The organism is Rhizobium sp. RM (assembly GCF_013390595.1).
In the GTDB taxonomy this organism is placed as follows: Bacteria; Pseudomonadota; Alphaproteobacteria; order Rhizobiales; family Rhizobiaceae; genus Agrobacterium.
On the sequence record NZ_JACAWV010000002.1, the window covers coordinates 152,774 to 177,315 of the forward strand.

At 58.1% G+C, this 24,542-nt stretch carries 27 protein-coding genes; 21 read left to right on the forward strand and 6 right to left on the reverse strand.

Translation table 11 applies throughout. The annotated features are described in order from the left end of the window. Positions 1 to 123 precede the first annotated feature (123 nt). Complete coding sequence (parC, locus tag HWX89_RS00800) at positions 124 to 2,376, forward strand: DNA topoisomerase IV subunit A (protein ID WP_138795655.1); 2,253 nt, start codon at positions 124 to 126, stop codon at positions 2,374 to 2,376. Positions 2,377 to 2,434: 58 nt separating this feature from the next. Here parC and HWX89_RS00805 read toward each other — a convergent pair whose 3' ends face one another. The 5 genes from HWX89_RS00805 to hemB all read right to left on the reverse strand — a co-directional run bounded on the left by HWX89_RS00805 (position 2,435) and on the right by hemB (position 5,554). Further along, positions 2,435 to 2,824 carry a type II toxin-antitoxin system death-on-curing family toxin gene (locus HWX89_RS00805; RefSeq protein WP_138795654.1) on the reverse strand — a complete coding sequence of 130 codons (390 nt, stop codon included), beginning with the start codon at positions 2,822 to 2,824 and terminating at the stop codon, positions 2,435 to 2,437. Further along, a complete protein-coding gene (locus tag HWX89_RS00810; RefSeq protein WP_138795653.1) occupies positions 2,821 to 3,042 on the reverse strand; it encodes an AbrB/MazE/SpoVT family DNA-binding domain-containing protein in 222 nt (73 codons plus the stop codon). Before HWX89_RS00810 ends, HWX89_RS00805 begins: the two co-directional genes overlap by 4 nt. Positions 3,043 to 3,121: 79 nt before the next feature. Continuing rightward, positions 3,122 to 3,889: an arginyltransferase gene (locus HWX89_RS00815; RefSeq protein WP_138795652.1), complete on the reverse strand. Its 768-nt coding sequence runs from the start codon at positions 3,887 to 3,889 to the stop codon at positions 3,122 to 3,124. Between the two features lie 117 nt (positions 3,890 to 4,006). Continuing rightward, positions 4,007 to 4,465, reverse strand: a complete 459-nt coding sequence (locus tag HWX89_RS00820; RefSeq protein ID WP_138795651.1) for an RDD family protein — start codon at positions 4,463 to 4,465, stop codon at positions 4,007 to 4,009. A 75-nt stretch (positions 4,466 to 4,540) separates the two neighbouring features. Further along, a complete protein-coding gene (hemB, locus tag HWX89_RS00825) occupies positions 4,541 to 5,554 on the reverse strand; it encodes a porphobilinogen synthase (protein ID WP_138795650.1) in 1,014 nt (337 codons plus the stop codon). A 158-nt stretch (positions 5,555 to 5,712) separates the two neighbouring features. Between hemB and HWX89_RS00830 the strand changes: the two genes are divergently transcribed. The 12 genes from HWX89_RS00830 to HWX89_RS00885 all read left to right on the forward strand — a co-directional run bounded on the left by HWX89_RS00830 (position 5,713) and on the right by HWX89_RS00885 (position 17,577). Beyond that, positions 5,713 to 6,150: a DUF6163 family protein gene (locus HWX89_RS00830; protein WP_178340573.1), complete on the forward strand. Its 438-nt coding sequence runs from the start codon at positions 5,713 to 5,715 to the stop codon at positions 6,148 to 6,150. Between the two features lie 233 nt (positions 6,151 to 6,383). Continuing rightward, positions 6,384 to 6,893: a transcriptional regulator LdtR gene (ldtR, locus tag HWX89_RS00835; RefSeq protein ID WP_400964400.1), complete on the forward strand. Its 510-nt coding sequence runs from the start codon at positions 6,384 to 6,386 to the stop codon at positions 6,891 to 6,893. 318 nt (positions 6,894 to 7,211) lie between these two features. Continuing rightward, positions 7,212 to 8,543 carry a L,D-transpeptidase family protein gene (locus HWX89_RS00840; protein ID WP_138795647.1) on the forward strand — a complete coding sequence of 444 codons (1,332 nt, stop codon included), beginning with the start codon at positions 7,212 to 7,214 and terminating at the stop codon, positions 8,541 to 8,543. A 195-nt stretch (positions 8,544 to 8,738) separates the two neighbouring features. After that, positions 8,739 to 10,028: a serine hydroxymethyltransferase gene (glyA, locus tag HWX89_RS00845; protein WP_138795645.1), complete on the forward strand. Its 1,290-nt coding sequence runs from the start codon at positions 8,739 to 8,741 to the stop codon at positions 10,026 to 10,028. Positions 10,029 to 10,040: 12 nt separating this feature from the next. Beyond that, positions 10,041 to 10,520 carry a transcriptional regulator NrdR gene (nrdR, locus tag HWX89_RS00850; RefSeq protein WP_138795644.1) on the forward strand — a complete coding sequence of 160 codons (480 nt, stop codon included), beginning with the start codon at positions 10,041 to 10,043 and terminating at the stop codon, positions 10,518 to 10,520. Between the two features lie 2 nt (positions 10,521 to 10,522). Then, positions 10,523 to 11,596, forward strand: a complete 1,074-nt coding sequence (gene ribD / locus HWX89_RS00855) for a bifunctional diaminohydroxyphosphoribosylaminopyrimidine deaminase/5-amino-6-(5-phosphoribosylamino)uracil reductase RibD (protein WP_138795643.1) — start codon at positions 10,523 to 10,525, stop codon at positions 11,594 to 11,596. Beyond that, positions 11,596 to 12,207 (forward strand): riboflavin synthase, encoded by a 612-nt coding sequence (locus tag HWX89_RS00860; protein ID WP_138795642.1) that lies wholly within the window; start codon positions 11,596 to 11,598, stop codon positions 12,205 to 12,207. Before ribD ends, HWX89_RS00860 begins: the two co-directional genes overlap by 1 nt. A 59-nt stretch (positions 12,208 to 12,266) precedes the next feature. Continuing rightward, positions 12,267 to 12,899: a LysE family translocator gene (locus HWX89_RS00865; protein ID WP_138795641.1), complete on the forward strand. Its 633-nt coding sequence runs from the start codon at positions 12,267 to 12,269 to the stop codon at positions 12,897 to 12,899. A 151-nt stretch (positions 12,900 to 13,050) separates the two neighbouring features. Continuing rightward, complete coding sequence (gene ribH, locus HWX89_RS00870; protein ID WP_246705070.1) at positions 13,051 to 13,497, forward strand: 6,7-dimethyl-8-ribityllumazine synthase; 447 nt, start codon at positions 13,051 to 13,053, stop codon at positions 13,495 to 13,497. Positions 13,498 to 13,501: 4 nt separating this feature from the next. Next, the gene (nusB, locus tag HWX89_RS00875; protein WP_138795640.1) at positions 13,502 to 13,999 is read left to right on the forward strand and encodes a transcription antitermination factor NusB; all 498 of its coding nucleotides are present in this window, start codon (positions 13,502 to 13,504) and stop codon (positions 13,997 to 13,999) included. 21 nt (positions 14,000 to 14,020) lie between these two features. Further along, on the forward strand, positions 14,021 to 15,244 hold the full coding sequence (locus HWX89_RS00880) for an MFS transporter (protein WP_138795639.1): 1,224 nt from the start codon (positions 14,021 to 14,023) through the stop codon (positions 15,242 to 15,244). Between the two features lie 194 nt (positions 15,245 to 15,438). Beyond that, positions 15,439 to 17,577 carry a sodium-translocating pyrophosphatase gene (locus tag HWX89_RS00885; RefSeq protein ID WP_138795638.1) on the forward strand — a complete coding sequence of 713 codons (2,139 nt, stop codon included), beginning with the start codon at positions 15,439 to 15,441 and terminating at the stop codon, positions 17,575 to 17,577. 77 nt (positions 17,578 to 17,654) lie between these two features. On the opposite strand, the gene HWX89_RS00890 is transcribed toward HWX89_RS00885, so the two are convergent. After that, on the reverse strand, positions 17,655 to 18,185 hold the full coding sequence (locus HWX89_RS00890) for an outer membrane protein assembly factor BamE (RefSeq protein WP_138795637.1): 531 nt from the start codon (positions 18,183 to 18,185) through the stop codon (positions 17,655 to 17,657). A 269-nt stretch (positions 18,186 to 18,454) separates the two neighbouring features. On the opposite strand from HWX89_RS00890, the gene HWX89_RS00895 reads away from it, so the two are divergent. From HWX89_RS00895 to HWX89_RS00930, 8 genes are all read left to right on the forward strand, one after another. After that, positions 18,455 to 18,994, forward strand: coding sequence for a ubiquinol-cytochrome C chaperone family protein (locus HWX89_RS00895; RefSeq protein WP_138795636.1), 540 nt, complete (start codon positions 18,455 to 18,457; stop codon positions 18,992 to 18,994). An 8-nt stretch (positions 18,995 to 19,002) separates the two neighbouring features. Further along, positions 19,003 to 19,566, forward strand: coding sequence for a YceD family protein (locus HWX89_RS00900; RefSeq protein WP_138795635.1), 564 nt, complete (start codon positions 19,003 to 19,005; stop codon positions 19,564 to 19,566). Positions 19,567 to 19,665: 99 nt separating this feature from the next. Then, entirely contained in the window at positions 19,666 to 20,727 is a 1,062-nt protein-coding gene (gene plsX / locus HWX89_RS00905) for a phosphate acyltransferase PlsX (RefSeq protein ID WP_138795634.1), read from the forward strand. Positions 20,728 to 20,731: 4 nt separating this feature from the next. Next, positions 20,732 to 21,703 carry a beta-ketoacyl-ACP synthase III gene (locus HWX89_RS00910; protein ID WP_138795633.1) on the forward strand — a complete coding sequence of 324 codons (972 nt, stop codon included), beginning with the start codon at positions 20,732 to 20,734 and terminating at the stop codon, positions 21,701 to 21,703. A gap of 145 nt (positions 21,704 to 21,848) precedes the next feature. Then, positions 21,849 to 22,187 (forward strand): integration host factor subunit alpha, encoded by a 339-nt coding sequence (locus HWX89_RS00915; protein ID WP_138795632.1) that lies wholly within the window; start codon positions 21,849 to 21,851, stop codon positions 22,185 to 22,187. 232 nt (positions 22,188 to 22,419) lie between these two features. Continuing rightward, the gene (locus HWX89_RS00920; RefSeq protein ID WP_138795631.1) at positions 22,420 to 22,953 is read left to right on the forward strand and encodes a MerR family transcriptional regulator; all 534 of its coding nucleotides are present in this window, start codon (positions 22,420 to 22,422) and stop codon (positions 22,951 to 22,953) included. 85 nt (positions 22,954 to 23,038) lie between these two features. Then, positions 23,039 to 23,752 (forward strand): nuclease, encoded by a 714-nt coding sequence (locus tag HWX89_RS00925; protein WP_178340574.1) that lies wholly within the window; start codon positions 23,039 to 23,041, stop codon positions 23,750 to 23,752. A 411-nt stretch (positions 23,753 to 24,163) separates the two neighbouring features. Next, positions 24,164 to 24,484, forward strand: a complete 321-nt coding sequence (locus tag HWX89_RS00930; protein ID WP_138795630.1) for a hypothetical protein — start codon at positions 24,164 to 24,166, stop codon at positions 24,482 to 24,484. Positions 24,485 to 24,542 lie beyond the last annotated feature (58 nt).

Genomic DNA, 24,542 nt, shown 5'->3' on the forward strand with positions numbered 1-24,542 from the left:
GGGATGCCCACTGCGGCGATTGGAACGCAGTTAACAAAAAACTGACGAATGACGGTACTTTCATCCACAGTGGAAACCCCGGCAATTCTTGCCGGGAATCGCCATTTCCGCTAGTCAAGCGTCATGGGAAAAAATCTTGTGCCTCCGTCCGGCGGAGACGATAACATTCATCCGGTTGATCTCAAGGCTGCGCTTGAAGAGCGTTACCTTGCCTACGCGCTGTCGACGATCATGCATCGCGCGCTGCCGGACGTTCGCGACGGCCTGAAGCCGGTGCATCGCCGCATCGTCTACGCCATGAGTGAAATGGGTCTGAGACCACAGTCCGCATTCCGCAAATGCGCCAAGATCGTCGGTGAAGTGATGGGTAACTATCACCCGCATGGCGACCAGGCGATTTACGATGCGCTCGCGCGTCTGGCGCAGGACTTCTCTCTGCGCTACCCGCTGGTGGACGGTCAGGGGAACTTCGGTAACATCGACGGCGATAGCCCCGCCGCGATGCGTTACACCGAAAGTAAGATGACGGCAGTCGCCGAACTCCTGCTTGAGGGTATCGATCAGGATGCCGTCGATTTCCGCGACACCTACGACGAATCCAATTCGGAACCGGTCGTGCTGCCGGGCGCATTCCCGAACCTGCTGGCAAACGGCGCTTCGGGCATTGCCGTCGGCATGGCAACGTCGATCCCGCCGCACAACGCCCATGAATTGTGCGATGCGGCGCTTTATCTCATCAAGCATCCCGATGCGACGGTGGAAAAGCTGGTCGAGTTCGTTCCCGGTCCTGACCTGCCGACAGGCGGCGTCATCGTCGAAAGCCGCGAGAACATTCTCGATGCCTACAAGACCGGCCGTGGCGGTTTTCGCGTGCGCGCCAAGTGGGAGACGGAAGATCTCGGTCGTGGCGGTTATCAGATCATCATCACCGAAATTCCATTTCAGGTCCAGAAGTCGCGCCTCATCGAAAAGATCGCCGAGCTGCTGATTGCCCGCAAGCTGCCGCTACTTGAAGATATCCGCGACGAATCCGCTGAAGATGTGCGTATCGTGCTGGTTCCGAAGAACCGCACAGTCGATGCCACGCTGCTGATGGAATCGCTGTTCCGTCTTTCGGACCTCGAAAGCCGCCTGCCGCTTAACATGAACGTCCTGTCGCTCGGCAAGGTGCCGAAGGTCATGGCGCTCAACGAGGTGCTGACGGAATGGCTGGCACACCGCAAGGACGTGCTGATCCGCCGTTCGCGCCACCGGCTTGCCGCGATTGACCGCCGCCTTGAAATTCTTGGCGGTCTGCTGGTCGCCTACCTCAATCTTGATGAGGTGATCCGCATCATCCGCGAGGAAGACGAGCCGAAGCAGGTGATGATGGCCAAGTGGTCGCTCACCGACCTTCAGGCTGAAGCCATCCTCAACATGCGCCTGCGCAATCTGCGCAAGCTCGAGGAGTTCGAAATCCGCAAGGAGTTCGACGAACTCAGCAACGAGAAGGCGGAAATCGAAGCTTTGCTCGGTTCGGATGAAAAGCAGTGGCAGACGATCGCCTGGGAAATCGGCGAAGTTAAAAAGAAATACGCCAAGGCAACCGAAATCGGCCGTCGCCGCACGCAGTTTGCCGATGCGCCGGATGCCGACATCGAAGCCATCCAGCAGGCTATGATCGAAAAAGAGCCTGTAACCATCGTCATTTCGGAAAAGGGCTGGATCAGGGCGCTGAAGGGTCACATTGCCGACACGTCTTCGCTGACCTTCAAGGAAGGCGACGCACTGAAGGTGGCATTCCCGGCCCAGACTACCGACAAGCTTCTGCTGCTGACGACGGGTGGCAAGGCCTATACGCTCGGCGCGGACAAGCTGCCGGGCGGTCGCGGCCACGGCGAACCGATCCGCATCATGGTCGATATGGAGAACGATCAGGATATCCTGACCGCCTTCGTGCACGATCCATCGCGCAAGCTGCTGCTCGTCTCGACGGCGGGTAACGGCTTTATCGTGCCGGAGACGGAAATGATCGCCAATACCCGCAAGGGCAAGCAAATCATGAATGTCTCCATGCCGGATGAGGCGCATCTGATTGTGCCTGTGACGGGTGACCATGTTGCTGTTGTCGGTGAAAACCGCAAGCTCTTGGCGTTCCCGCTTTCACAGGTTCCGGAAATGTCGCGCGGCAAGGGTGTTCGCCTGCAGCGTTACAAGGACGGCGGCGTGGTCGATGTGAAGTGCTTTGCGCTGGCCGATGGCCTGAGCTGGTCGGACAGTGCCGGCCGCGTCTTCACCAAGGTCGGCGAAGAATTGCGCGAATGGCTGGCAGATCGCGCCACCGCCGGTCGCACTGTACCAAAGGGCTTCCCGCGCAGCGGCAAGTTCGGCGGGTAAGAGCCAGACCTCATCATATCGTTAAAAGGCGCCGCATATCCAGGATATGCGGCGTTTTTCATTTCACCGGTAAGGTATGATCCCTAAGAAACCGCGTCGCACCTTCTTCATCAATCTTTCCAGCAGCGATATCCAGGACAAAAGCCACGATATCTGCTTGTTCGGCCACGATCTCGTAGCCGTTGATAAAAAGGAAAGTGTAGGCGGCCAGGAACGCGATACGCTTGTTGCCATCAGAAAATGGATGATTGCGCGCTAGGCCGTAGAGATAGGCTGCGCCCAGCTTGACAATATCGCTCTCACCATAGGCTGCCTTATGCAACGGACGAGCCAGAGCCGCTTCCAGGGCATTCGCATCCTTTAATCCCGGCAGGCCGCCATGTTCGGAGATCTGTTCCCTATGCATGATTTCAATGGCGGCACGCGACAGCCATTTGACCTTGGTCACTTGGCCAGTTCTTTCAAGGCGACATGGTACTTCTTCATACCACGTCGCGCTGCCTCAAGTTGTTCGCCAAGATCCTCTTGCTCCGGCACGAGTTCAATACTGCCAGAAGATTCTTTCAGTTCGAAAGTATCGCCAGCCTTAAGGCCCATGCGTTCAAGAACCTCTTTCGGGATAATGATACCCTCCGAATTGCCGATCTTGCGGATTGTGACGTTCATGACGAAAGCTCCGGTTATAACGCCGTTATAACACGACCGACAGGGAGGCTCAATCAGCCCCCTTCAAGCTCGATGAACTCTATTCCGCCTGCTCAGTCGGCGGCGTGTAGCGTTCCCAACCGCGCGGGGTCAGGTGTTCCTGCGGATGATAGCGGGTTTTGTAGCCCATCTTCTCCGAACCATCGACCCAGTAGCCGAGATAGACATGCGGCAGGCCAAGTGTACGGGTGCGCTCGACGTGGTCGAGGATCATGAAGGTGCCGAGCGAGCGCTTCTCCAGGGCAGGATTGAAGAACGAATAGACCATCGACAGTCCGTCGCTCATCACGTCGCTGAGGGCGACAGCCAGCAGTTCTCCGCGCTTGCTGGAATCGATGCCAGACCCCGGTTCGCGCAGGCGATATTCGATGATGCGGGTGTTGACGTGGGTATCCTCGACCATGATCGCATAATCGAGCGCCGACATATCTGACATGCCACCCGACTGGTGGCGGCTGTCGAGATAACGGCGGAACAGGGCAAACTGTTCGGTGGACGGTTCCGCGGGATGGACCGTGGCAACAATATCGCTGTTGGCGGACAGGACACGCCGCATCGATTTCGTCGGCTGAAACTCTGCCGTCAGAATGCGGACCGAGACGCATGCCCGGCAGTTTTCGCAGGCCGGGCGATAGGCGATGTTCTGGGAGCGCCTGAAGCCGCCTTGGGTCAACAGGTCGTTCATTTCCGAGGCGCGCGGTCCCACCAGATGGGTGAAGACCTTTCGCTCCATCTGATTTGGCAGATATGGGCAGGTGGCCGGTGCCGTCAGATAAAATTGAGGAGAGGGCGTCGTCTGCGTGTTCATCGAACCGTGATCGCCTCCTTCGCCTGTCACATAGTGTCACAGAATGGCAAAATGCCGCAAAACGTCAACCACGAGATGCGGCATCAAGCCTATTTGAACGCCGTGATTTTACGGGTTTTAACGGGTTCTGACGACAACGGTGCCCAAAAGGAAGTCGTGAACCAGTCTGGAGCGCTCGGTAAACAGGCCCGCAAGCAGGATCAGCGGCGTCAGAACCGAGTTGATGACCCAGAAAAGCACGATGTGAACCGTGGCAAGCAGGAAGTCGATTCGCCGACCGTCCAGCCGCGCCATGGCAATGCCCATAGCGCGCATGCCGGGCGTTGCCTGCGACAGGCCACCAAGCGAGATGCCGAAATAGAGCACGGCAACGATCACGAACAGTGCCGGATAGAGGAACCATCCGAGGCCGAGTGTGATGACGCCAAGAAAGAACACGATCACCGCCGCGGGAATGCAAAGAAGCAGCACGATGGCGTAATCGATCAGAAACGCAAACACACGCCTGCTCAGCACGCCGCTATATGCGCGCCAGTCGTCCGGTGCGATATAGGTGGGATTCTGTTCAAGGCTCATCGGCGGTTGTCTCCTGATAATGTCAGCAAACAATATGGGGACGAAACCGCCGAATACAATAAGCCCGCCGTGCCGTCAGCTCCTGGCCAGTTTGCGTGCCGCCTCAACGGCGAAGTAGGTCAAAATGCCGTCGCATCCGGCGCGCTTGAAACAAAGCAGTGTTTCCATCATGACGCGGTCGCCGTCGATCCAGCCGTTCATTGCTGCGGCTTTGATCTGCGAATATTCGCCGGAGACCTGATAGGCGAAGGTCGGAAGACCGAACGCCTCTTTCAGCCGCCAACAGATATCGAGATAGGGCAGGCCGGGTTTGACCATCAGCATATCGGCGCCTTCCTCGACGTCGAGGGCCGCGTCGCGCATCGCTTCCGTGCCGTTGGCCGGGTTGATGTAATAGCTGTTCTTGTCGCCCTTCAGCAGGCCGGCGGTCGAAATCGCCTCGCGATAGGGACCATAATAACCCGACGAGAACTTGGTCGCGTAGGACATGATGCCAACGCCCTGGTGGCCAGCCGCATCCAGTCCGCGACGGATCGCACCGACACGGCCATCCATCATTTCGGATGGAGAGATAATGTCCGATCCGGCATCGGCCTGAAGAATGGCAGCCTTGACGACCTGTTCGACGGTTTCGTCATTGACGATCTCGTCGCCGCGAAGGATGCCGTCATGGCCGTGGCTGGTGAAGGGGTCGAGCGCCACATCTGTAATCATGCCGATGTTCGGCACGGCTTTCTTGACGGCAGCCGTGGCCTGATTGATCAGGTTGTTGGCGAGAAGGGCGTTGGAACCGGTCTCGTCGCGCAGTTCCATTTCAATGTTGGGGAATGTTGCAATGGCCGGGATGCCGAGATCGGCTGCTTCCTTGGCGGCCTCGACAAGTTTGTCGACGCTCATGCGGTTGACGCCAGGCATGGCAGGGATGGGGTCCACGATGCCCGTACCCGGAATGATAAACACCGGCCAGATCAGATCGTCGACCGTCAGGCGGTTTTCCTGAACCATACGGCGTGTCCAGTCGGCCTTGCGATTGCGCCGCATGCGGCGGTGGCCGGTAATCTCGTCGACCAGATGGGTTTTGTCCTGCATGAGAGAATGTCCTTCCAAATCCGGACTGCTCCATAACACGAAGGACGCGCCGTGCGAATGCGACAATCGATCCCGGTTGAGCGGATGTTTTTGACAAGGCATGGGCAAAGAAACAATATGGGCTGTTCGCCCGCTTATTGAGACCGTATCTTCCGGCCATGGAACCTGATTCTCAACCACAGCCGAAACGCCCGCTTACCGGGATACTCTACCTGGTCTTCATGCGACTGGTCGCCGTTTCGTGTTTTTGGTTCGGCCTGCAATATTGGGCAATGCTCACCGGCTATTCGCTCGGCGGTCACGGACGCTTTGATCTTCTGAACCTTCCCTGGCGCGTGGCCGGCACCGGACTTGCCATGGTTTTCCCGGTCGCTGCACTTGGGCTCTGGCTTGGTGCCTCCTGGGGAGCGGCCATGTGGGTCATCGGCGCCGGTACTCAGATCGCCATGTATAAGGTGTGGCCGCATATCTTCGGTGCAAACACTCTCGTTCCTGTTTTGCACGGCCTCGTGGCAACCGTTTATATACTATTTCTGGTCGCTTTCTGGCTGGATGCGCGTCAGAACGAAGAACGCGCAAGAATTGATTTACCATAAAAAGAAAGCAATTTGGCCCGTTTTTAAGGCAATTTTCTGTCTTAAGTATTTGATTTTTATAGGTTCTAGCTAGGGCGGTCCAGGATTGCCACAAGTTCGGTGCGATCTGAACAATGCAGGTAAGCATTTGTTAATCGTACGTTTTAAGTAGAATTTTATGCGCATTGCTTAGGTTCTCACTCAAGGCGGGAACAAACAAACACACCGCCAAACAAAACAGTGAGGCAGTTATGATCAATACCAAAGCAAAGCCGCAGGCTATCGTCGCTGACGTACAGGAAGAAACCATCCGTTCGCTCTACATGGAGTCGCTGCACCTGGTTGAGCGTCTTCACCGCCGTCTGCTCGATGTTATCAAGGACGAGTTCGATCGTCAGGGTCGCGATGACGTCAACGCAGTCCAGGCACTCCTTCTGTTCAACATCGGCAACTCCGAACTGACCGCCGGTGAACTGCGTTCGCGCGGTTACTACCTCGGCTCGAACGTTTCCTACAACGTCAAGAAGCTGGTCGACCTCGGTCTCATCAACCACCAGCGTTCGCGTGTCGACCGTCGCTCGGTTCGCATCAGCCTGACCGAAAAGGGCCAGCAGATCGCCGAAACCGTTGCCCGCCTTTATGAACGCCACGTCGGCTCGATCGAAAAGGTCGGCGGCATCGGCACCGGCGAATTCGCCGAAATGAACAAGCTGCTGCAGCGCCTCGACCGTTTCTGGAACGACTCGATCGCATATCGCCTGTAATTTCGATTGCAGTTTTCTTCAAAGCCGGACGCAAGGCGATTGCGTCCGGCTTTGCGTTTCGCCTTGTTTTACAGTGCACACAGCTTCGTGAGAAAAGGGTTGGTGACACGAATTGGCCATATTGATATGGGACCGGCAAAGACGAAGGAGCCGGCGGTTTCTCCTGTTTTCTCGGCATGGCCCGATTGTCGTGTCTGACCGTTATCGAAGGCAAGAGCGTAACGAGTATTTCCGGCCGGCAGACGCGTTGTACGTGTTTGTTAATCATATTGCTTTAGGCATCGTTCAGATTGCCTGATAGAGTGGCTGGTAGGTAAAATGACAAAGAAATCCGTTTCCGATCCCGTGTCCCGTCGCGCGCTTCTGCGCTCGGCCGTTTCCGTTGGCGCTGTTGCGCTGGCTGCGCCTGCTTTGGCGCAGGATGCGCTGAACGACCTGATGGGTTCTTCCCGTCGTGGCAACTGGGACGACCAGTTCGACGCCAACACCTCGCGTTCGGCGGTTGGCGTTGTTTCCAACAATCCGGTTCTCGGTTCGGAAGCGCCGATCTACATGCAGCAGGCGATCATGCAGTATCAGCAGATCGTTCAGAACGGCGGCTGGCCTGACGTTCCGACAAGCCAGCAGCGTCTCCAGATCGGCGTCAGCGATCCTTCCGTTCAGATCCTGCGTCAGCGTCTGATGGTTTCCGGCGATCTGCCGCGTGAAGCCGGCATCTCCAGCGCATTCGATTCCTATGTGGATGGCGCGCTGAAGCGTTTCCAGGCTCGTCACGGTCTGCCGGCAGATGGCGTGATCGGCGAATACACCACGAAGGCTCTGAATGTTTCCGCACAGATCCGTCTGGCGCAGCTTCAGACCAACCTGGTGCGCATCGATTCCATGTCGGGCGATCTCGGCCAGCGTCACCTGATGGTCAATATTCCGGCTGCGTCCATTGAAGCCGTGGAAAATGGCCGCGTCGTTCTGCGCAACACGGCCGTTGTCGGCCGCGCCAGCCGCCCGACGCACGTCATCAATTCCAAGATCTACGAGGTTATCCTCAACCCTTACTGGACTGCGCCGCGCTCGATCGTCGAAAAGGACATCGTGCCGTTGATGCAGAAGGACCCGACCTATCTGGAGCGGAACAACATCCGCCTCATCGATGGCAAGGGACAGGAAGTTTCGCCGACGACGGTCGACTGGTTCGCGCCGAAGGCTCCGAACCTGATGTTCCGTCAGGACCCGGGCAAGATCAACGCCATGTCCTCGACGAAGATCAACTTCCACAACCCCAACAACGAATACATGCACGACACGCCACAGCAGGGCCTGTTCAACAAGCTGATGCGTTTCGAATCGTCCGGCTGCGTCCGCGTACAGAACGTTCGCGACCTGACCTCCTGGCTGCTGCGAGACACGGCAGGCTGGTCGCGTCAGGAAATGGAACGCGTCATCGCATCGCGCGTCAGCACGCCGATCAAGCTCGCACAGGAAGTGCCGGTTTATTTCGTGTACATCACCGCTTGGTCGGCGAAGGACGGCGTTGTTCAGTTCCGCGACGACATCTACGGCAAGGATGGCAATGCCGAACTGGCGCTTAACACCACGAGCGGCATGGAACAGCCTGCCGGTTCCGTGGACGACGATCTGCTGCCGCGCAACTAAGCGAATTTCGCCTGAGTTTGAAAAGACCGCGCCCTTCCGGCGCGGTTTTTTGTTTGTGCGGCCGATTTCGCCGAAAGGAAATGTCGTTTTTTGCGGTCACGTCGCAGTTTGACGGGCAAATCTCGCTGTCCGTATTGCTCTTGAAGGGGGAGGGCGCTAAGACGCCTTCGCATTACTGTTTCAGGAGCCTTCACCATGTCGAACACAGATGCTTTCTTCTCCCGTCCGCTTGCCGATGTCGATCCGGAAATTTTCGGCGCGATTGAGAAGGAACTCGGTCGCCAGCGCCACGAGATCGAACTGATCGCCTCGGAAAATATCGTCTCCCGCGCTGTGCTTGAAGCGCAGGGTTCGATCATGACCAACAAATACGCTGAAGGTTATCCGGGCAAGCGTTATTACGGCGGATGTCAGTTCGTTGACATCGCGGAAGAGCTGGCGATTGAACGCGCCAAGAAGCTGTTCGGCGTCAATTTCGCCAACGTCCAGCCGAACTCCGGTTCGCAGATGAACCAGGCGGTGTTCCTCGCGCTTCTCCAGCCGGGTGATACCTTCATGGGTCTCGATCTGAACTCGGGTGGTCACCTGACGCACGGTTCGCCGGTCAACATGTCTGGCAAGTGGTTCAACGTCGTGTCTTACGGCGTGCGCGAAGGCGACAACCTGCTCGACATGGACGACGTTGCTGAAAAGGCTCGTACCCACAAGCCGAAGCTCATCATCGCCGGCGGCACGGCCTACTCCCGTATCTGGGACTGGAAGCGTTTCCGCGAGATCGCTGATGAAGTCGGCGCTTACCTGATGGTCGACATGGCGCACATCGCCGGTCTGGTTGCCGGTGGCCAGCATCCGTCGCCGTTCCCGCATTGCCACGTTGCCACGACGACGACGCACAAGTCGCTCCGCGGCCCGCGCGGTGGCGTTATCCTGACCAATGACGAAGATCTGGCCAAGAAGTTCAACTCGGCTGTCTTCCCGGGCCTCCAGGGCGGTCCGCTGATGCACATCATCGCCGCCAAGGCTGTTGCCTTCGGTGAAGCGCTGCAGCCGGAATTCAAGGACTACGCCGCGCAGATCGTCAAGAACGCCAAGGCACTGGCAGAAACGCTGATCGCTGGCGGTCTCGATGTCGTTTCCGGCGGCACCGACAACCACCTGATGCTGGTCGACCTTCGCAAGAAGAACGCAACCGGCAAGCGTGCGGAAGCAGCCCTCGGCCGCGCCTACATCACCTGCAACAAGAACGGCATTCCGTTCGACCCTGAAAAGCCTTTCGTGACGTCGGGTGTTCGTCTTGGCGCACCGGCCGGCACGACGCGCGGCTTCAAGGAAGCTGAATTCCGTGAAATCGGCAAGCTGATCGTTGAGGTTCTCGACGGTCTCAAGGTTGCCAATTCGGATGAAGGCAATTCTGCCGTTGAGGCTTCCGTACGCGAGAAGGTCGTTGCTTTGACCGATCGCTTCCCCATGTACCCGTACATGTAAGAGAGGAACGAGATGCGCTGCCCTTTTTGCGGTTCTGAAGACACGCAGGTCAAGGACTCTCGTCCGGCGGAGGACAACACCTCCATTCGCCGGCGGCGCATCTGCCCCGATTGCGGCGGCCGCTTTACGACCTATGAGCGTGTGCAATTGCGCGAGCTGATGGTCATCAAGAAAAGCGGCCGCAAGCTGCCGTTCGACCGGGAAAAGCTGGTGCGATCTTTCGAGATCGCGCTGCGCAAACGCCCGGTTGATCGCGACCGGATCGAACGTGCCGTCTCCGGCATCGCCCGTCGTCTGGAAAGCTCCGGCGAGACGGAAATCCCATCGGAAGAAATCGGCTTGCAGGTTCTCGAAGCGCTGAAAAGCCTCGATGATGTCGCCTTCGTGCGGTACGCCTCGGTCTATCGCGATTTCAGCCACGCCGAAGACTTCGAAAACGTCATTGCCGAGATCAACGCGAAGATTGCGCGTGATACGGAAGGCGGGGTCTGAACGTGACGACCCGTGCCGATGACGAAAGATTCATGGCGCGGGCGATCGACGTTTCGCTGCGCCATCAGGGTCAGACCGAAACCAATCCCTCTGTCGGCTGTGTCCTCGTCAAGGACGGCCAGATCATTGCCGAGGCCGTCACCGCAATCAGCGGCCGTCCGCATGCCGAGCGTCAGGCGCTTGAACTGGCAGGCGAGGCGGCGCGGGGTGCGACGGCCTATGTCACTCTCGAACCCTGCTCGCACTGGGGCAAGACACCGCCATGCGCCAATGCGCTGGTTGACTATGGCGTGGCCCGTGTCGTCGTTGCCGTTGATGATCCCGACGAGCGTGTATCGGGCCGCGGCTACCAAATTCTGCGCGCCGCCGGTATCGTGGTCGAAACGGGTCTGCTGCGTGAAGAAGGCGAGCGCGCACTTGCAGGTTACCTCACACGCAAGATTAAAAATCGCCCGCATGTGATTCTGAAGCTTGCGGTTTCTGCCGATGGCATGATCGGCCGTCGGGGCGACGGACAGGTGGCGATCACCGGCCCGGAATCGCGCCGCGCCGTGCATGAACTGAGGGCGCGTTGCGACGCGATCCTTGTCGGCATCGGCACGGCGTTGGCCGACGATCCCGAACTGACCGTGCGTATCGAGGGCCTTGAGCAGCGCTCGCCCGTTCGTATCGTTCTCGATCGCCGGCTTGAGTTGCCGTTGACCTCAAAGCTTGTGAAAACGGCGGGGAACGCGCCGGTGATTGCGGTGACACCCGAGGGATCCCTCAATGCATCCGTCGCCCTTCGAGGTGCAGGCGTTGAAATCCAGCAAGCCTCGACGCTTGATGACCTTCTTCACGCTTTAGCGGAACGGGGCATGTCGGAACTGCTGGTCGAAGGCGGCGCCTCTGTCGCTCGCGCATTTCTCGAGGCTGGTCTCGTCGACCGTATCATGCTGTTCGAAAGCCCGGTGGTGGTGGGCGAAAACGGGGTTGAAACGCCGCTTCGTCGTGCCGATATCCCGGACGATTATCTGCTTGTCAGTGAAACCGCCTATGGCGCCGACCGCTGCTTCGATTTTGAAAGGCCGCTTTGATGTTTACCGGAATTGTCACCGACGTTGGAACCGTGTCCGAACTTGAGGCCCTGCCCGAAGGTGTGCGCCTTCGCGTGGCGACCAATTACGACCCCAAGACCATCGACATGGGCGCATCCATTTCGCATGGTGGCGTTTGCCTGACGGTAACGAAACTGCCCGACACCGGCAGTAATGAGCGCTGGTATGAAGTCGAAGCCTGGGAAGAAGCCCTGCGCCTGACGACGATCGCAAGCTGGCAGAAGGGTACGCATGTCAACCTGGAACGCGCGCTGAAGATCGGCGACGAACTTGGCGGCCACATTGTTTCCGGCCATGTCGATGGCAAGGCGGAAATTCTGTCGGTCGAATCGGAAGGTGAAGCGGTTCGCATTCGTCTTCGTGCGCCCGAACATCTCGCAAAGTTCGTGGCGCCCAAAGGTTCTGTCGCGCTCGACGGCACCTCGCTGACCGTCAACGCGGTCGAGGGTGCCGATTTCGACGTTCTTTTGATCCGTCACACGCTGGCCGTCACCACCTGGGGCGAGCGCCAGCCGGGCGATTTCGTCAATTTCGAAGTCGACACCATGGCACGTTACGCCGCACGTCTGGCCGAATTCCCGTCGAACTGACGGGAATGGTGCCGTTCAGCGGCGCGACGTGAGTACGGTCGAGGAGAGGGGATTTCGACATGCCGTCATTGGAAGTGCTGACTGCGTTTTTTGTCACCACCGCCTTGTTCGCCTATATTCCAGGTCCCGCCATGCTTTATGCGGCGGCGCAGACCATGGCACGCGGACGTTTTGCCGGGCTGATGGCGGTTCTCGGCATCCATGTCGGCTGCTACTTCCACATTTTTGCGGCATCCGCCGGTCTGTCCGTCCTGTTTCAGGCGGTTCCATGGCTCTATCTGGCGGTCAAGTTGGGTGGCGCCCTGTACCTGATCTGGCTCGGTTTCTCGATGCTGCGCAGCAAGCTTGAAGGTGAAAACGTCAATCTTGCCATCGAGCCGAAATCGGCGAGACGCGCCTTCATCGACAGCATCATCGTCGATGTTCTGAACCCCAAGACTGCGCTGTTCTTCCTGGCTTTCCTGCCGCAGTTCGTTGATCCCTCGGCTGCTTTTCCTGTCTGGCTGCAATTCCTGATCCTCGGCATCGCCGTCAATTTCATCTTCTCTTCTGCCGATCTGGTTGGTGTGCTTCTGGCTGGCGCAATGGTCGGACGGTTGAAGCGTTCGAGTGCGGTTCAAAGGTTCGCCAAACGTGCGGCCGGAACGGTTCTGATGGGGCTTGGCGTTCATCTGGCCTTCCAGAAAAGCTGATCGAAACGGTCAAAACCTGGCCTGCAATGTCCCCGCAAAGCTGCCGGGTGGGGCAGCCATGCGTTAAAAATACTTGCCAAGAACGGCAAGCCGTGGTTTGACCGCCCCAAAAGCCGGTTTGATCCGGCGCGAACCTTTTCAGGAAAATCCCATGTCCAAGCCTCATCTTCTCATCGTGGAAGCACGTTTTTATGATGATATGTCCGATGCTCTTCTCGATGGCGCCAAGTTTGCGCTCGATGAAGCCGGTGCGACCTATGACATCATCACCGTTCCCGGTGCTCTCGAAATCCCGCCGGCAATCGCCATGGCGCTCGACGCGGCGGACAATGAAGGCACGGAATATGACGGCTTCGTTGCTCTCGGCATGGTCATCCGTGGCGAAACCTACCACTTCGACATCGTTTCGAACGAGTCGTCCCGCGCCCTGATGGACCTCGCTGTCAGCGAATCTCTCGCCATCGGCAACGGCATCATGACCGTCGAAAACGACGATCAGGCCTGGGCTCGCGTTCGCCGTTCCGACAAGGACAAGGGTGGTTTTGCCGCTCGCGCCGCGCTGACCATGATCGAACTCAAGAAAAAACTGGGTGGCTGAACGCATGTCGAACGTTGAAAACGGCGGCGCACCGCGCCAGCCTTCGGTCAAGCCCGTCAACCAGCGTGGCGCTGCGCGTCTTGCTGCTGTGCAGGCGCTCTACCAGATGGATGTCGGTGGCACCGGCGTGATGGAGGTCGTCGCGGAATACGAGGCGCATCGTCTCGGCCAGGAAGTCGATGGCGACACCTACCTCAAGGCTGACCCGTCCTGGTTCCGCTCGATCGTATCAGGCGTCGTTCGCGACCAGACGAAGATCGATCCGATCGTTCGCTCCGCCCTTCTGGAAGACTGGCCGTTGTCGCGTCTCGACGCCACGGTGCGCGCCATCCTTCGCGCCGGCGCTTTCGAGATTCTTGAGCGCAAGGATGTGCCGGTTGCCGTTGTCGTGACCGAATATGTTGAAATCGCCCGCGCCTTTTTTGCGGAAGACGAGCCGAAGCTCGTCAATGCGGTGCTTGACCGTATTGCCAAGCAGGTTCGCGGCGAGACAAAACGCTGACTATGAGAATGTGAGGAAGACATGAGCGCAGTACCCGCCACCGGACTTGAGACTCAACTGGTTGCGGCGAAGCGGAATGTCTTTCTGCTGACTGTGGCGCAGGCGATCATGGGATCGGCTGCGCCTTTGAGTTTTGCGGTGGGGGGCCTTGCCGGCTACCAGCTTCTCGGAGCGGACAAATCGCTGGCAACAGCGCCGCTCACCGGCTTCAATCTCGGTGTGGCACTTGGCGCCATCTGCGTTGCCTTCGCCTCCCGCTTTCTGGGACGCAAGGCGGGCTTTATCGTTGGCGCGCTGATGTCCTCGACAGGCGGCGCGGTAGCGGCATTGGCACTTTTCCGTTCGGAATTCTGGCTTTTCGCATTCGGCCTGCTGCTGATCGGTATTTCCGGTGGCTTTACCCAGAAGATCCGCTTTGCCGCGGCCGACGCCTCTCCATCCTTTTACAAGCCCAAGGCCATCTCGTGGATTTTGGGCGGCGGCATCGTTTCCGCCATCGTCGGGCCGCAGCTTGCGATTTTCGGCAAGGATATTCTGGCCCCCGTGACCTTTGCCGGAGCCTTTCTGGCGCTGGTGCCGCTCGGCCTTGCCGCCATCGCCGTTCTTGCCTTCCTGAAACTGCCGGATCTGAAAGCCTCGGCCGGCGCGGCGGAACCTGCGCGCCCGCTTTCGGAAATCGTCAGCTCGCATCGTTTCATTACCGGCATGGTCTGCGGTATTGGCAGTTATGCGCTCATGACCTTCATGATGACCGGTGCGCCGCTTGCCATGGTCATCGGTTGCGGTTTTCCTTCCGAACTCGCCACGCTTGGCATCCAGTGGCATGTGATTGCCATGTTCGGGCCGAGCTTTTTTACCGGCATGCTGATTTCCCGCTTTGGCGCGGAGAAGATCGTCGCCACCGGTCTGATCGTGCTGATGGGCTGCGCCATCGTTGCGCATATGGGCATTGAGCTTTGGAACTTCTGGGCGGCGCTCATTCTGCTTGGCCTCGGCTGGAACTTCGGTTTCATCGGCGCGACCTCGATCATCACCTCCTGCTATCGCCCGCATGAGGCCGACAAGGTGCAGGGTTTCCACGATATCGTGCTGTTTGGCACTGTGGCGCTCTCGTCCTTCTCGTCCGGCAAGGTGTTCACGGCCTGGGGCTGGTCGGTCATGAACCTCGTCATCTGGCCTGTCGCGGGGCTTTGCCTTCTGCTGGTCCTTTCGCTTTTGCTGAGCGGCAGAAAAAAGACCGCGTGACGGCCCCGCGCAGCTTGCGCCACGCTGAACTGGGTAAATTCCAAATCAAATGTAGGGGTTGACGCCGCGCCTTCCGGCAACGCAATCTCGACGTGCAGGCATTTTTTCCTTGGGAGGGGAACAAATTGCCGCAGCACATGGTTTCGCCGCGCCGGGGAGGGAGTGAGACCCGGCCTTTTGGGAGGTAAGTGCGCATGACCGTAATACCCATTGTAATTTTATGCGGTTTCCTGTCCGTGGTTTACGCGGCATGGGCGACCAAAAGCGTTCTCGATGCCGATGAAGGCAACGAGCGTATGCGGGAAATAGCGGGTTATATCCGCGAGGGTGCGCAGGCTTATCTCACTCGTCAGTATCTCACCATTGCCATCGTCGGGCTGATTGTTGCAGTCCTTGCCTGGTATCTCCTGTCGGCCATGGCGGCCATCGGCTTCATCATCGGCGCCGTGCTGTCAGGCGCTGCCGGTTTCGTCGGCATGCACGTCTCGGTGCGGGCCAACCTGCGCACCGCGCAGGCCGCATCCCACAGCCTTTCGTCCGGTCTCGACATCGCCTTCAAGTCGGGTGCGATCACCGGCATGCTCGTGGCTGGCCTCGCTCTCTTGGGCGTGTCGATCTATTATTTCATCCTCACATCGGTGATGGGCCATCCGGCAGGTTCGCGTGAAGTGATCGATTCGCTCGTGTCGCTCGGTTTTGGCGCATCGCTGATCTCGATCTTCGCCCGTCTCGGCGGCGGCATCTTCACCAAGGGTGCGGATGTCGGTGGCGACCTCGTCGGCAAGGTGGAAGCGGGCATTCCCGAAGATGATCCACGCAACCCGGCAACCATTGCCGACAACGTCGGTGACAATGTCGGCGACTGCGCCGGCATGGCGGCCGACCTTTTTGAAACCTATGCCGTTTCGGTCGTCGCAACCATGGTTCTTGCGGCCATATTCTTTGCGGGAACGCCGGTGCTGGAAAGCGCCATGGCCTATCCCCTGGCGATCTGCGGCGCCTGCATCCTGACCTCGGTTGCCGGAACCTTTTTCGTCAAGCTCGGCACCAACAACTCCATCATGGGCGCACTCTACAAGGGACTGATCGCAACCGGCATCTTTTCGATTGCCGGTCTCGCCGTCGCAACTTTCGGCACAATCGGCTGGGGTCCGATCGGCACGGTCGCCGGCATGGAGGTGACGGGCACAAACCTGTTCTTCTGCGGCATCATCGGTCTGGTCGTGACGGCCTTGATCGTGGTGATTACCGAATATTACACCGGCACCAACAAGCGCCCGGTCAATTCCATTGCGCAAGCCTCCGTCACCGGTCATGGCACCAACGTCATTCAGGGACTTGCCGTGTCGCTGGAATCGACCGCGCTGCCAGCCATCGTCATCGTCGGTGGCATCATCACCACCTATCAGCTCGGTGGCCTTTTCGGTACCGGTATTGCGGTTACGGCCATGCTCGGTCTTGCCGGCATGATCGTAGCGCTCGATGCCTTCGGTCCCGTCACCGATAACGCCGGCGGTATCGCGGAAATGGCCGGTCTCGATCCGGATGTGCGCAAGGCGACTGACGCGCTGGATGCCGTAGGTAACACCACCAAGGCGGTGACCAAGGGTTACGCGATCGGCTCTGCCGGTCTTGGTGCGCTGGTGCTGTTTGCCGCCTATTCGAACGACCTGTCCTACTTCGCCGCCAATGGCGAGACCTATCCCTACTTCAAGGATGTCGGGGAAATCTCCTTCAGCCTTTCCAACCCTTACGTCGTCGCAGGCCTGCTGTTTGGCGGCCTTATTCCCTATCTGTTCGGTGGCATTGCCATGACGGCGGTTGGCAAGGCTGCAAGCTCGATCGTGGAAGAGGTTCGTCGCCAGTTCCGCGAAAAGCCCGGCATCATGGCCGGTACGGAAAAGCCGGATTACGGCAAGGCTGTTGATCTTCTGACCAAGGCGGCGATCCGGGAAATGGTCATTCCCTCGCTACTCCCGGTTCTCGCACCCATCGTCGTCTACTTCGGTGTGCTGCTGATTTCCGGCTCCAAGGCGTCCGCCTTCGCAGCACTTGGCGCTTCCCTGCTGGGCGTCATCATCAACGGCCTGTTCGTCGCCATTTCCATGACATCGGGCGGTGGTGCCTGGGACAACGCCAAGAAAAGCTTTGAAGACGGTTTCGTTGACAAGGATGGCGTGCGTCACGTCAAGGGTTCGGATGCGCACAAGGCATCCGTAACAGGCGACACGGTGGGCGACCCTTACAAGGATACCGCCGGTCCCGCCGTCAATCCGGCCATCAAGATCACCAATATCGTGGCCCTGCTGCTTCTGGCGATTCTCGCCGGCTGAAGCCTCGAAAGTCCCGCAACAAGAAAGGCCCGTGGATCGCTCCACGGGCCTTGTTATTTTGGGATGGGTTTTGCCCTTTACGGCGTATTGCTTTCCGCACCCAGAATGCTCTTGGCGATGTTGGCGCCGGACGTGCCGCCCGAAAGAAGCTGCTGCAGGAAGGTGAGGTCCTTGCCGCCTGTTGGCGTCGTGCGCGAAATCGTGTCGAACACCTTGCCGTCCTGCAGCGTGTAGTTGGCCTTGCGCTCGATCACGCCATCCTTGTTGAAATAGATGGCCAGAATGTTCTGCTCGACAAGCTGCGGCTTGAGGAAGGCGGCGCGGCGCACGCGCTTCTGGGAAATGTAGTAGAAGACTTCGTTGCCGAAGGTCGCGGTCGTGGACGGCGTGCCCATCGTCAGCAGAACCTGTTCGCGGCTGGAACCTTCCGGAATGAGCGGAAGCGACTGTTCGTCCATGACGTAGCCGTTATGGAAAACATCGGTCGTGCTGCTGCACGCAGAAAGAAGACCGGCTGAGAGTACAACGGCGATGGCGGTTGCGCTCAGGGTCTTGCTATGACGTGTCGATTTCTGCTTGCTCAACTGCGACTCCCCGACTGCGGTCATGAATCATACCTTCCGGCATTACGTGGTGCACAGTGTCTGTGCACATGATTATGTCAATCCGGGGACGGACACGTCCGCTTTCCCCTTGAATGCAGTGCTTTCGCGCCCGGTTCAACCTCCTCCGGTTCTCTTCGACTGTTTCAGCCGCAAGATGAACGTGACCGCGATGGCATTGCAATTCGTGGATGCTTCGGTAAACCAGCTTTCACGATCATGCAACAAGTGCGATGGGTCGGAATCGAAATCACCGGTTCTGTGCGGAAAAAACGATGATATTCGGGCTGTTCAAGAAGAGAAATAACAATCGCGCCATAGTCGACCGGCAATACACGGTCCTGACCTCGGCAGCACGTACGCCCGAATTTTATCTCGATATGGGCGTTCCCGACACCGTTATGGGCCGTTTCGAGATGCTGGCGGCGGTGATGATTCTCTATTTTCGCCGCACGAAAACCTCCGATGTCAGCGGTCAGGAGATTGCCCAGGAGATTGTCGACGCCTTTTTTCAGGACCTCGACCACTCGATGCGGGAGCTGGGGATCGGCGATCAGGGCGTTCCCAAACGCATGAAGAAATTTGCCGGCATGTTTTACGGGCGGCTCGAATCCTACGCCGCCGCGCTCGATGCTTCCGATTCCGCAGCTCTTGCGGCTGCCCTGAAGCGCAATATATATCCGCAATCAGATGAAGCCGCGCCCGACATGATGGCGCTGGCACAATGGATGATGAAGGCGTCAGACGTTCTTTCCGCGCAATCCGAAGATAGGGTTGCGACTGGAAGCCTGACGCCTCCCTTGCCCGGACAGTGAGGTTCAAAATGAACGCGCGACATGCAGCAAACGACGACGTGCCTTTTTCCTATCCCGTGAAGGTAGGCCATATTTCCGCCAATCCCGTCAGGATTGCTCTCGAAGCCGATGCGGAAGAGCTGAAGGCGCTGGCTAAATTCTGGGATGTTGTCTCCGTCGAATACCTGAAGGCGGAGTTGCAGGTGTCCCGCTGGAAAAAGGACGGTATCAAAATCAAGGGCGAAGTGCACGCTGCCATAACCCAGTCCTGCGTCGTGACGCTCGAGCCTGTGCCGAGCAAGATTGATGAAACGGTGGAGCATATTTTCGTTCCCGAGGGATCGAAGCTGGCGCGCATGGTCACCAACGAGCAGGGCGAGATCGTTCTTGATCCGGATGGTCCGGATATTCCCGACCAGTTCACCGGTGACAGCATTGATGTTGGCGCTGTGGTTGCGGAATTCGCAGCTTTGGCGATCGATCCTTACCCACGCAAACCCGACGCCGAATTCGCCGTGAAAGGCGAAAAGGAGCCGGAACTGGAAAAACGGCCTTCGCCCTTTGCCGTGCTGAAAGACTGGAAAAAAGACTGAATGCGCCAGGCGGCGGAATAATTTTATTGTAACAAAAGCCGGAAAAGGTATTTTCGCGCAAAAATTCGCTGCAACGGCGGCAAGAAGGACAAGGGACGAGTGATCAGAATAGCAATTGACGTCATGGGCGGCGACTTCGGCCCTGATGTTGCCATCCCCGGTGCCGCCAAGGCGCTTGATCGGCATAACGATGTGACTTTTCTGCTGTACGGGCAGAAAAGCAAATGCGAACCCATTCTGGCACAGTATCCCGCGCTCCGGGAAAAGTCGGTCTTTCACGATTGTGAAGTTTCTGTTGGCATGGACGAAAAGCCGAGCCAGGCGTTACGCCGTGGTCGCTACGTCTCCAGTATGTGGCGCGCTATCGAGGCCGTGAAACTGGGTGAAGCAGACGTTGCCGTCTCTGCCGGTAACACCGGCGCTCTGATGGCCATGGCCAAGTTCTGCCTGCGCACCATGGCGCGCGTCGAGCGCCCGGCGATTGCCGGCATCTGGCCGACGTTGAAAGGCGAAAGCATCGTGCTCGACGTCGGCGCGACGATCGGTGCGGATTCCCAGCAGCTTCTCGATTTCGCCCTGATGGGTGGCGCGATGGCGCGAGCGCTGTTCGATATCGACCGTCCGACGGTCGGCCTGCTGAATGTCGGTGTCGAAGAGGTCAAGGGTCAGGATGAGGTTCGCGAGGCGGGCCGTCTGATCCGTGAAGCCGATCTCGCCACCATCGATTATCGCGGCTTCGTTGAAGGTGACGATATCGGCAAGGGTACGGTGGATGTCGTCGTCACCGAGGGCTTTACCGGCAACATTGCCCTGAAAGCAGCCGAAGGCACGGCACGCCAGATCACCACGCTGCTGCGTGAGGCGATTTCCCGCAGCTTCATTGCCAAGATCGGTTACATCCTGGCCAAGAGCGCGTTCGACGTGCTGCGTGAGAAGATGGACCCGCGCAAGGTCAATGGTGGCGTGTTTCTCGGCCTGAACGGCATTGTCATCAAAAGCCACGGCGGCACGGACGCCCTTGGTTTTGCGTCCGCGGTCGACGTTGGCTACGACATGGTCCACAACGGCCTGACAGCGAAAATAGAAAACGACCTGAAGGTTTACCACGCAAGACGGCTTCCGCCACCGGCGCCCGAAGCACTCGTGGCTGATGAGGAATAACGGAATGATCCGCTCTATCGTACGTGGTTTCGGGGCAGCGCTCCCGAAGCGTGTCATGACCAACCAGGAAATCGAAGGGGTTGTCGAAACCTCCGACGAATGGATCGTGCAGCGCACCGGCATCAAGCAGCGTTACATCGCCGGCGAAGGCGAAACGACGGCGTCGCTGGGGGAAGCGGCAGCGCGCGCAGCCCTCGACAATGCCGGTCTGACACCTGCTGACATCGACCTCATCATCCTCGCGACGTCGACGCCCGACAACACCTTCCCGGCAACGGCCGTCAACATCCAGAACCGTCTGGGCATGACGCATGGCTTTGCCTTCGACGTTCAGGCTGTCTGTTCCGGTTTCGTCTACGCCGTGTCGACGGCCGATCTCTACATTCGCGGTGGCATGGCCAAGCGCGTGCTGGTTATCGGTGCCGAGACCTTCTCGCGCATTCTCGACTGGAAGGATCGCACGACCTGCGTTCTGTTCGGTGATGGTGCCGGTGCACTGGTGCTTGAGGCAGGTGAGGGCGAAGGCACGTCCGCTGATCGTGGTGTTCTGACCTCGCAGCTGCGCTCCGACGGCTCGCACAAGGACAAGCTCTTCGTTGATGGCGGCCCGTCCACCACCGGTACGGTCGGTCATCTGCGCATGGAAGGCCGCGAAGTCTTCAAACACGCTGTCGGCATGATCACCGACGTGATCGAAGCCGCGTTTGACGCGACGGGAACCACCGCCGACGACCTGGATTGGCTTGTGCCGCATCAGGCCAACAAGCGCATCATCGATGGCTCGGCGAAAAAACTCGGCATCGATCCCGAGAAGGTCGTGATCACCGTGGACCAGCACGGCAACACCTCTGCCGCGTCCATTCCGCTGGCAATTGCGGTTGCTGCCGGTGACGGACGCATCAAGAAGGGCGATCTGGTGATGCTGGAAGCCATGGGTGGCGGTTTCACCTGGGGCGCGGTGCTGTTGCGCTGGTAACACTTGTGTTTCGGCAATGACTAAACCATTGCAGCAATTGCCGAAAGCCACACGTGAATCTGGAACAATCGCTTGACCGGTCGTCACAAGGGAAATAATCTCGGCGGCTCAAGAGAAAATTTTTTTTGACGGTTTGCGGGGAAAAATGGCCGGGAAGACAGTGACACGCGCAGATCTGGCAGAATCTGTGTTTCGTAAGGTAGGACTGTCCCGTACCGAATCCGCTGAACTGGTCGAGACGATCATCGACGAGATTTGCAACGCCATCACACGCGGTGAGGTTGTCAAACTCTCGTCCTTTGCAACGTTTCAGATCCGCGAAAAGAACGAGCGTATCGGCCGTAACCCGAAAACGGGTGAGGAAGTGCCGATTTCTCCGCGTCGCGTCATGACCTTCAAGGCGTCCAACGTCCTGAAGCAGCGCATTCTCAAGGCGCACACGGCCCGCAAGGTCAAGCAGAAGAGCCAGAAAGCCGGCTCTTAAACGCCTGTCGGCTGCCGGATTTTACCGGCAGCATCCTGCGTTTTCCGTTCCTTCCTGTGAACATACTTGAATTTCAACGTTCAAGCCGTTGAAATGAAGTCGATTCGCATCATAATCAATTTTAGCGATTTGAATTTGCGCATCGTCCCGTCGAAAATCGATCCCGGTTTTCACGCGCTGCGTGAGGGATCTGGCATCCTGCGCTATCGACGGTCTGGATGGGAGTTAAGAGTTGGACAAAAGCCCCGACGCGTTTCGCACAATCAGTGAAGTGGCGGATGATCTGAACCTGCCGCAGCATGTGCTTCGTTTCTGGGAAACGCGCTTTCCTCAGATCAAGCCCATGAAGCGGGGCGGGGGGCGTCGCTATTACCGTCCCGACGATATCGATCTTCTCAAGGGCATTCGCCACCTTCTCTATGATCACGGTTACACCATCAAGGGCGTTCAGAAGCTTCTGAAAGCCAATGGAAACCGTTTTGTCGCGGCCATTGCATCCGGCGATCTTGCCACGATGGAAGCCATCATGGCGGCAAGCGGCGAGAAGGAAGTGGCCGAACCGCGCGTGTTGGATGCGGATGAGGACGAAGTCGTCGGCCGTGCCAAGGTTAAGCCAAGCGGCCGGTTCTTCGGTTTTGGCGGCAGCAGCAGCGATTCCGATGTGTCGATCGGCAAGTCCAGCATCGGCAAGGATGACCAGGCACTGTTGCAGGAAGCCCTGTTTGATCTTCTGGAATGCAAGCGCCTGCTCGATCAGGTTCGTTGATCCGTTATCCACAGGCATCTTGAAATGCCAACCTTTCGGAAACTCCTTTGGCCGATAATGCGGCTCCGTAAAAAGGAGTCCAACCGTGAGCAATCGAAAAACGAAAGCGCGGCGGCGCACGTCAGGAAAATCGAGTGGCGGCAGTGTATGGCCGTGGCTGCTGATGTTCGGCGTCGTTGTGGGCGGCATTCAGGCTTACGAACATCGCGATAGCCTCCTGCCAAAACGGCAGTTTGCCAGGACAACGCAGCAGCCGGCCAACCCGTCACGCCCCACGGAGACCGCCAGACGCGAGGCGACGGCACCGGTGAAAACCGCGTCTATCCGTCCCTCTGCGCCTACGCTGCCAGGCAACGGCCCCATCCCGCCACGCCCCATCAACACGGTCCCGGCCTCACGGTCGGCGCAGGTTGCCGCCTTGCCTGAGACACGGCCTGCCGTTGAAAAAGTCTCGCTTGGTGAAAAGAGCGGCGCCTTTGCTTTCTGCGGACAGTCCGGCCTCAACAATTGTGTGGCAGACGGCAATACCTTCTGGATGAAGGGCGTGAAGATGCAGATCGCAGGCATCAGTGTGCCGCAGATCGACGGCGCACGTTGCATGGAAGAGCGCCAGCGTGGTTTCGTCGCCAAGGTTCGCCTGCGCGATATGCTGAACGCCGGTGCCTTCAACGTAGCCTCCGGCGGTAACAACGGTGCTCAACTCTCCCGCTCTGGCGTTTCCTTCGCCGACCAGCTCGTTCGCGAAGGGCTGGCGCATCCGGCAGGGGCAAAAAACCAGTCCTGGTGCGGCAGGCTTTAAGTGGCGGAGCACTTTGTGCTCCTCCCGGCTTCAAATTAGAAAACCTATTGAAAACAGAGATATATAGCGCTGTTCTGCAAGCTGCGAATGGAATGTCGCGGCTGGTGCACCAAGGGCCCGCATCGCCTATTAGAATTCTCTTGATAATTCTGGGGCAAGCGCGCACGCTCCATTGTCTGGTCGCTGTTTTGAAGCGCGTTGCCGTTTTAAGGTGAAATTGCTGGCTCAACAAAAGGAGGACGTCATGTCTTCCGCCGATGAATGCTGCCTGGTTTCTTCCGGTGATCTGAGAATGCTGCAGTCAGTCTTGGCGGATTTTGGATATGGTTTCCACATGCTCGAAAAGACGAGCATGTCCACGCTGCCGCGCAAGATAGTTCAGCTTTATCAGACCGGAAACTGGACGATGCTATGCGTGCTTATGTTCTCGGTAGCTTCCTGTTTTGGGCTGCGGTCTTTTTGGTGTGGCATCTATATGCGCTTTACAAGGCCGAGAATGGCTTTAGCCACGGGCGTTCCAGTGTGGCGAAGGCAGAAGTAATATCCGCCTCTCAATGCAGTGGAGAAGTTGCAGCACTTCTCGCCATGAGCGACAAACTTCTGAAAGCTGGCGGACCAGAAGTGCCTGTCAGTCTGCGGAGAAATATTGAACACTGTATTTCTTTTGATGATGCCAGCCGCGAAAAGATTATTGGCACGCAGTTGATAAGATTTTTCCCAGGTGAGAAATAATACAATTGTCAAAAATCGGAATGGACAAGAAAATCTGTGAGATGAATTAATGGCGTTA

What these genes read in the sequence shown, in the direction of transcription:
- parC (WP_138795655.1), top strand. Translation starts at nt 124, where the DNA reads ATGGGAAAAAATCTTGTGCCTCCGTCCGGCGGAGACGATAACATTCAT.
- HWX89_RS00810 (WP_138795653.1), bottom strand. Translation starts at nt 3,042, where the DNA reads ATGAACGTCACAATCCGCAAGATCGGCAATTCGGAGGGTATCATTATC.
- HWX89_RS00815 (WP_138795652.1), bottom strand. Translation starts at nt 3,889, where the DNA reads ATGAACACGCAGACGACGCCCTCTCCTCAATTTTATCTGACGGCACCG.
- HWX89_RS00820 (WP_138795651.1), bottom strand. Translation starts at nt 4,465, where the DNA reads ATGAGCCTTGAACAGAATCCCACCTATATCGCACCGGACGACTGGCGC.
- hemB (WP_138795650.1), bottom strand. Translation starts at nt 5,554, where the DNA reads ATGCAGGACAAAACCCATCTGGTCGACGAGATTACCGGCCACCGCCGC.
- HWX89_RS00830 (WP_178340573.1), top strand. Translation starts at nt 5,713, where the DNA reads ATGGAACCTGATTCTCAACCACAGCCGAAACGCCCGCTTACCGGGATA.
- HWX89_RS00840 (WP_138795647.1), top strand. Translation starts at nt 7,212, where the DNA reads ATGACAAAGAAATCCGTTTCCGATCCCGTGTCCCGTCGCGCGCTTCTG.
- glyA (WP_138795645.1), top strand. Translation starts at nt 8,739, where the DNA reads ATGTCGAACACAGATGCTTTCTTCTCCCGTCCGCTTGCCGATGTCGAT.
- nrdR (WP_138795644.1), top strand. Translation starts at nt 10,041, where the DNA reads ATGCGCTGCCCTTTTTGCGGTTCTGAAGACACGCAGGTCAAGGACTCT.
- HWX89_RS00860 (WP_138795642.1), top strand. Translation starts at nt 11,596, where the DNA reads ATGTTTACCGGAATTGTCACCGACGTTGGAACCGTGTCCGAACTTGAG.
- HWX89_RS00865 (WP_138795641.1), top strand. Translation starts at nt 12,267, where the DNA reads ATGCCGTCATTGGAAGTGCTGACTGCGTTTTTTGTCACCACCGCCTTG.
- ribH (WP_246705070.1), top strand. Translation starts at nt 13,051, where the DNA reads ATGTCCAAGCCTCATCTTCTCATCGTGGAAGCACGTTTTTATGATGAT.
- nusB (WP_138795640.1), top strand. Translation starts at nt 13,502, where the DNA reads ATGTCGAACGTTGAAAACGGCGGCGCACCGCGCCAGCCTTCGGTCAAG.
- HWX89_RS00880 (WP_138795639.1), top strand. Translation starts at nt 14,021, where the DNA reads ATGAGCGCAGTACCCGCCACCGGACTTGAGACTCAACTGGTTGCGGCG.
- HWX89_RS00885 (WP_138795638.1), top strand. Translation starts at nt 15,439, where the DNA reads ATGACCGTAATACCCATTGTAATTTTATGCGGTTTCCTGTCCGTGGTT.
- HWX89_RS00890 (WP_138795637.1), bottom strand. Translation starts at nt 18,185, where the DNA reads ATGACCGCAGTCGGGGAGTCGCAGTTGAGCAAGCAGAAATCGACACGT.
- HWX89_RS00895 (WP_138795636.1), top strand. Translation starts at nt 18,455, where the DNA reads ATGATATTCGGGCTGTTCAAGAAGAGAAATAACAATCGCGCCATAGTC.
- HWX89_RS00900 (WP_138795635.1), top strand. Translation starts at nt 19,003, where the DNA reads ATGAACGCGCGACATGCAGCAAACGACGACGTGCCTTTTTCCTATCCC.
- HWX89_RS00910 (WP_138795633.1), top strand. Translation starts at nt 20,732, where the DNA reads ATGATCCGCTCTATCGTACGTGGTTTCGGGGCAGCGCTCCCGAAGCGT.
- HWX89_RS00915 (WP_138795632.1), top strand. Translation starts at nt 21,849, where the DNA reads ATGGCCGGGAAGACAGTGACACGCGCAGATCTGGCAGAATCTGTGTTT.
- HWX89_RS00930 (WP_138795630.1), top strand. Translation starts at nt 24,164, where the DNA reads ATGCGTGCTTATGTTCTCGGTAGCTTCCTGTTTTGGGCTGCGGTCTTT.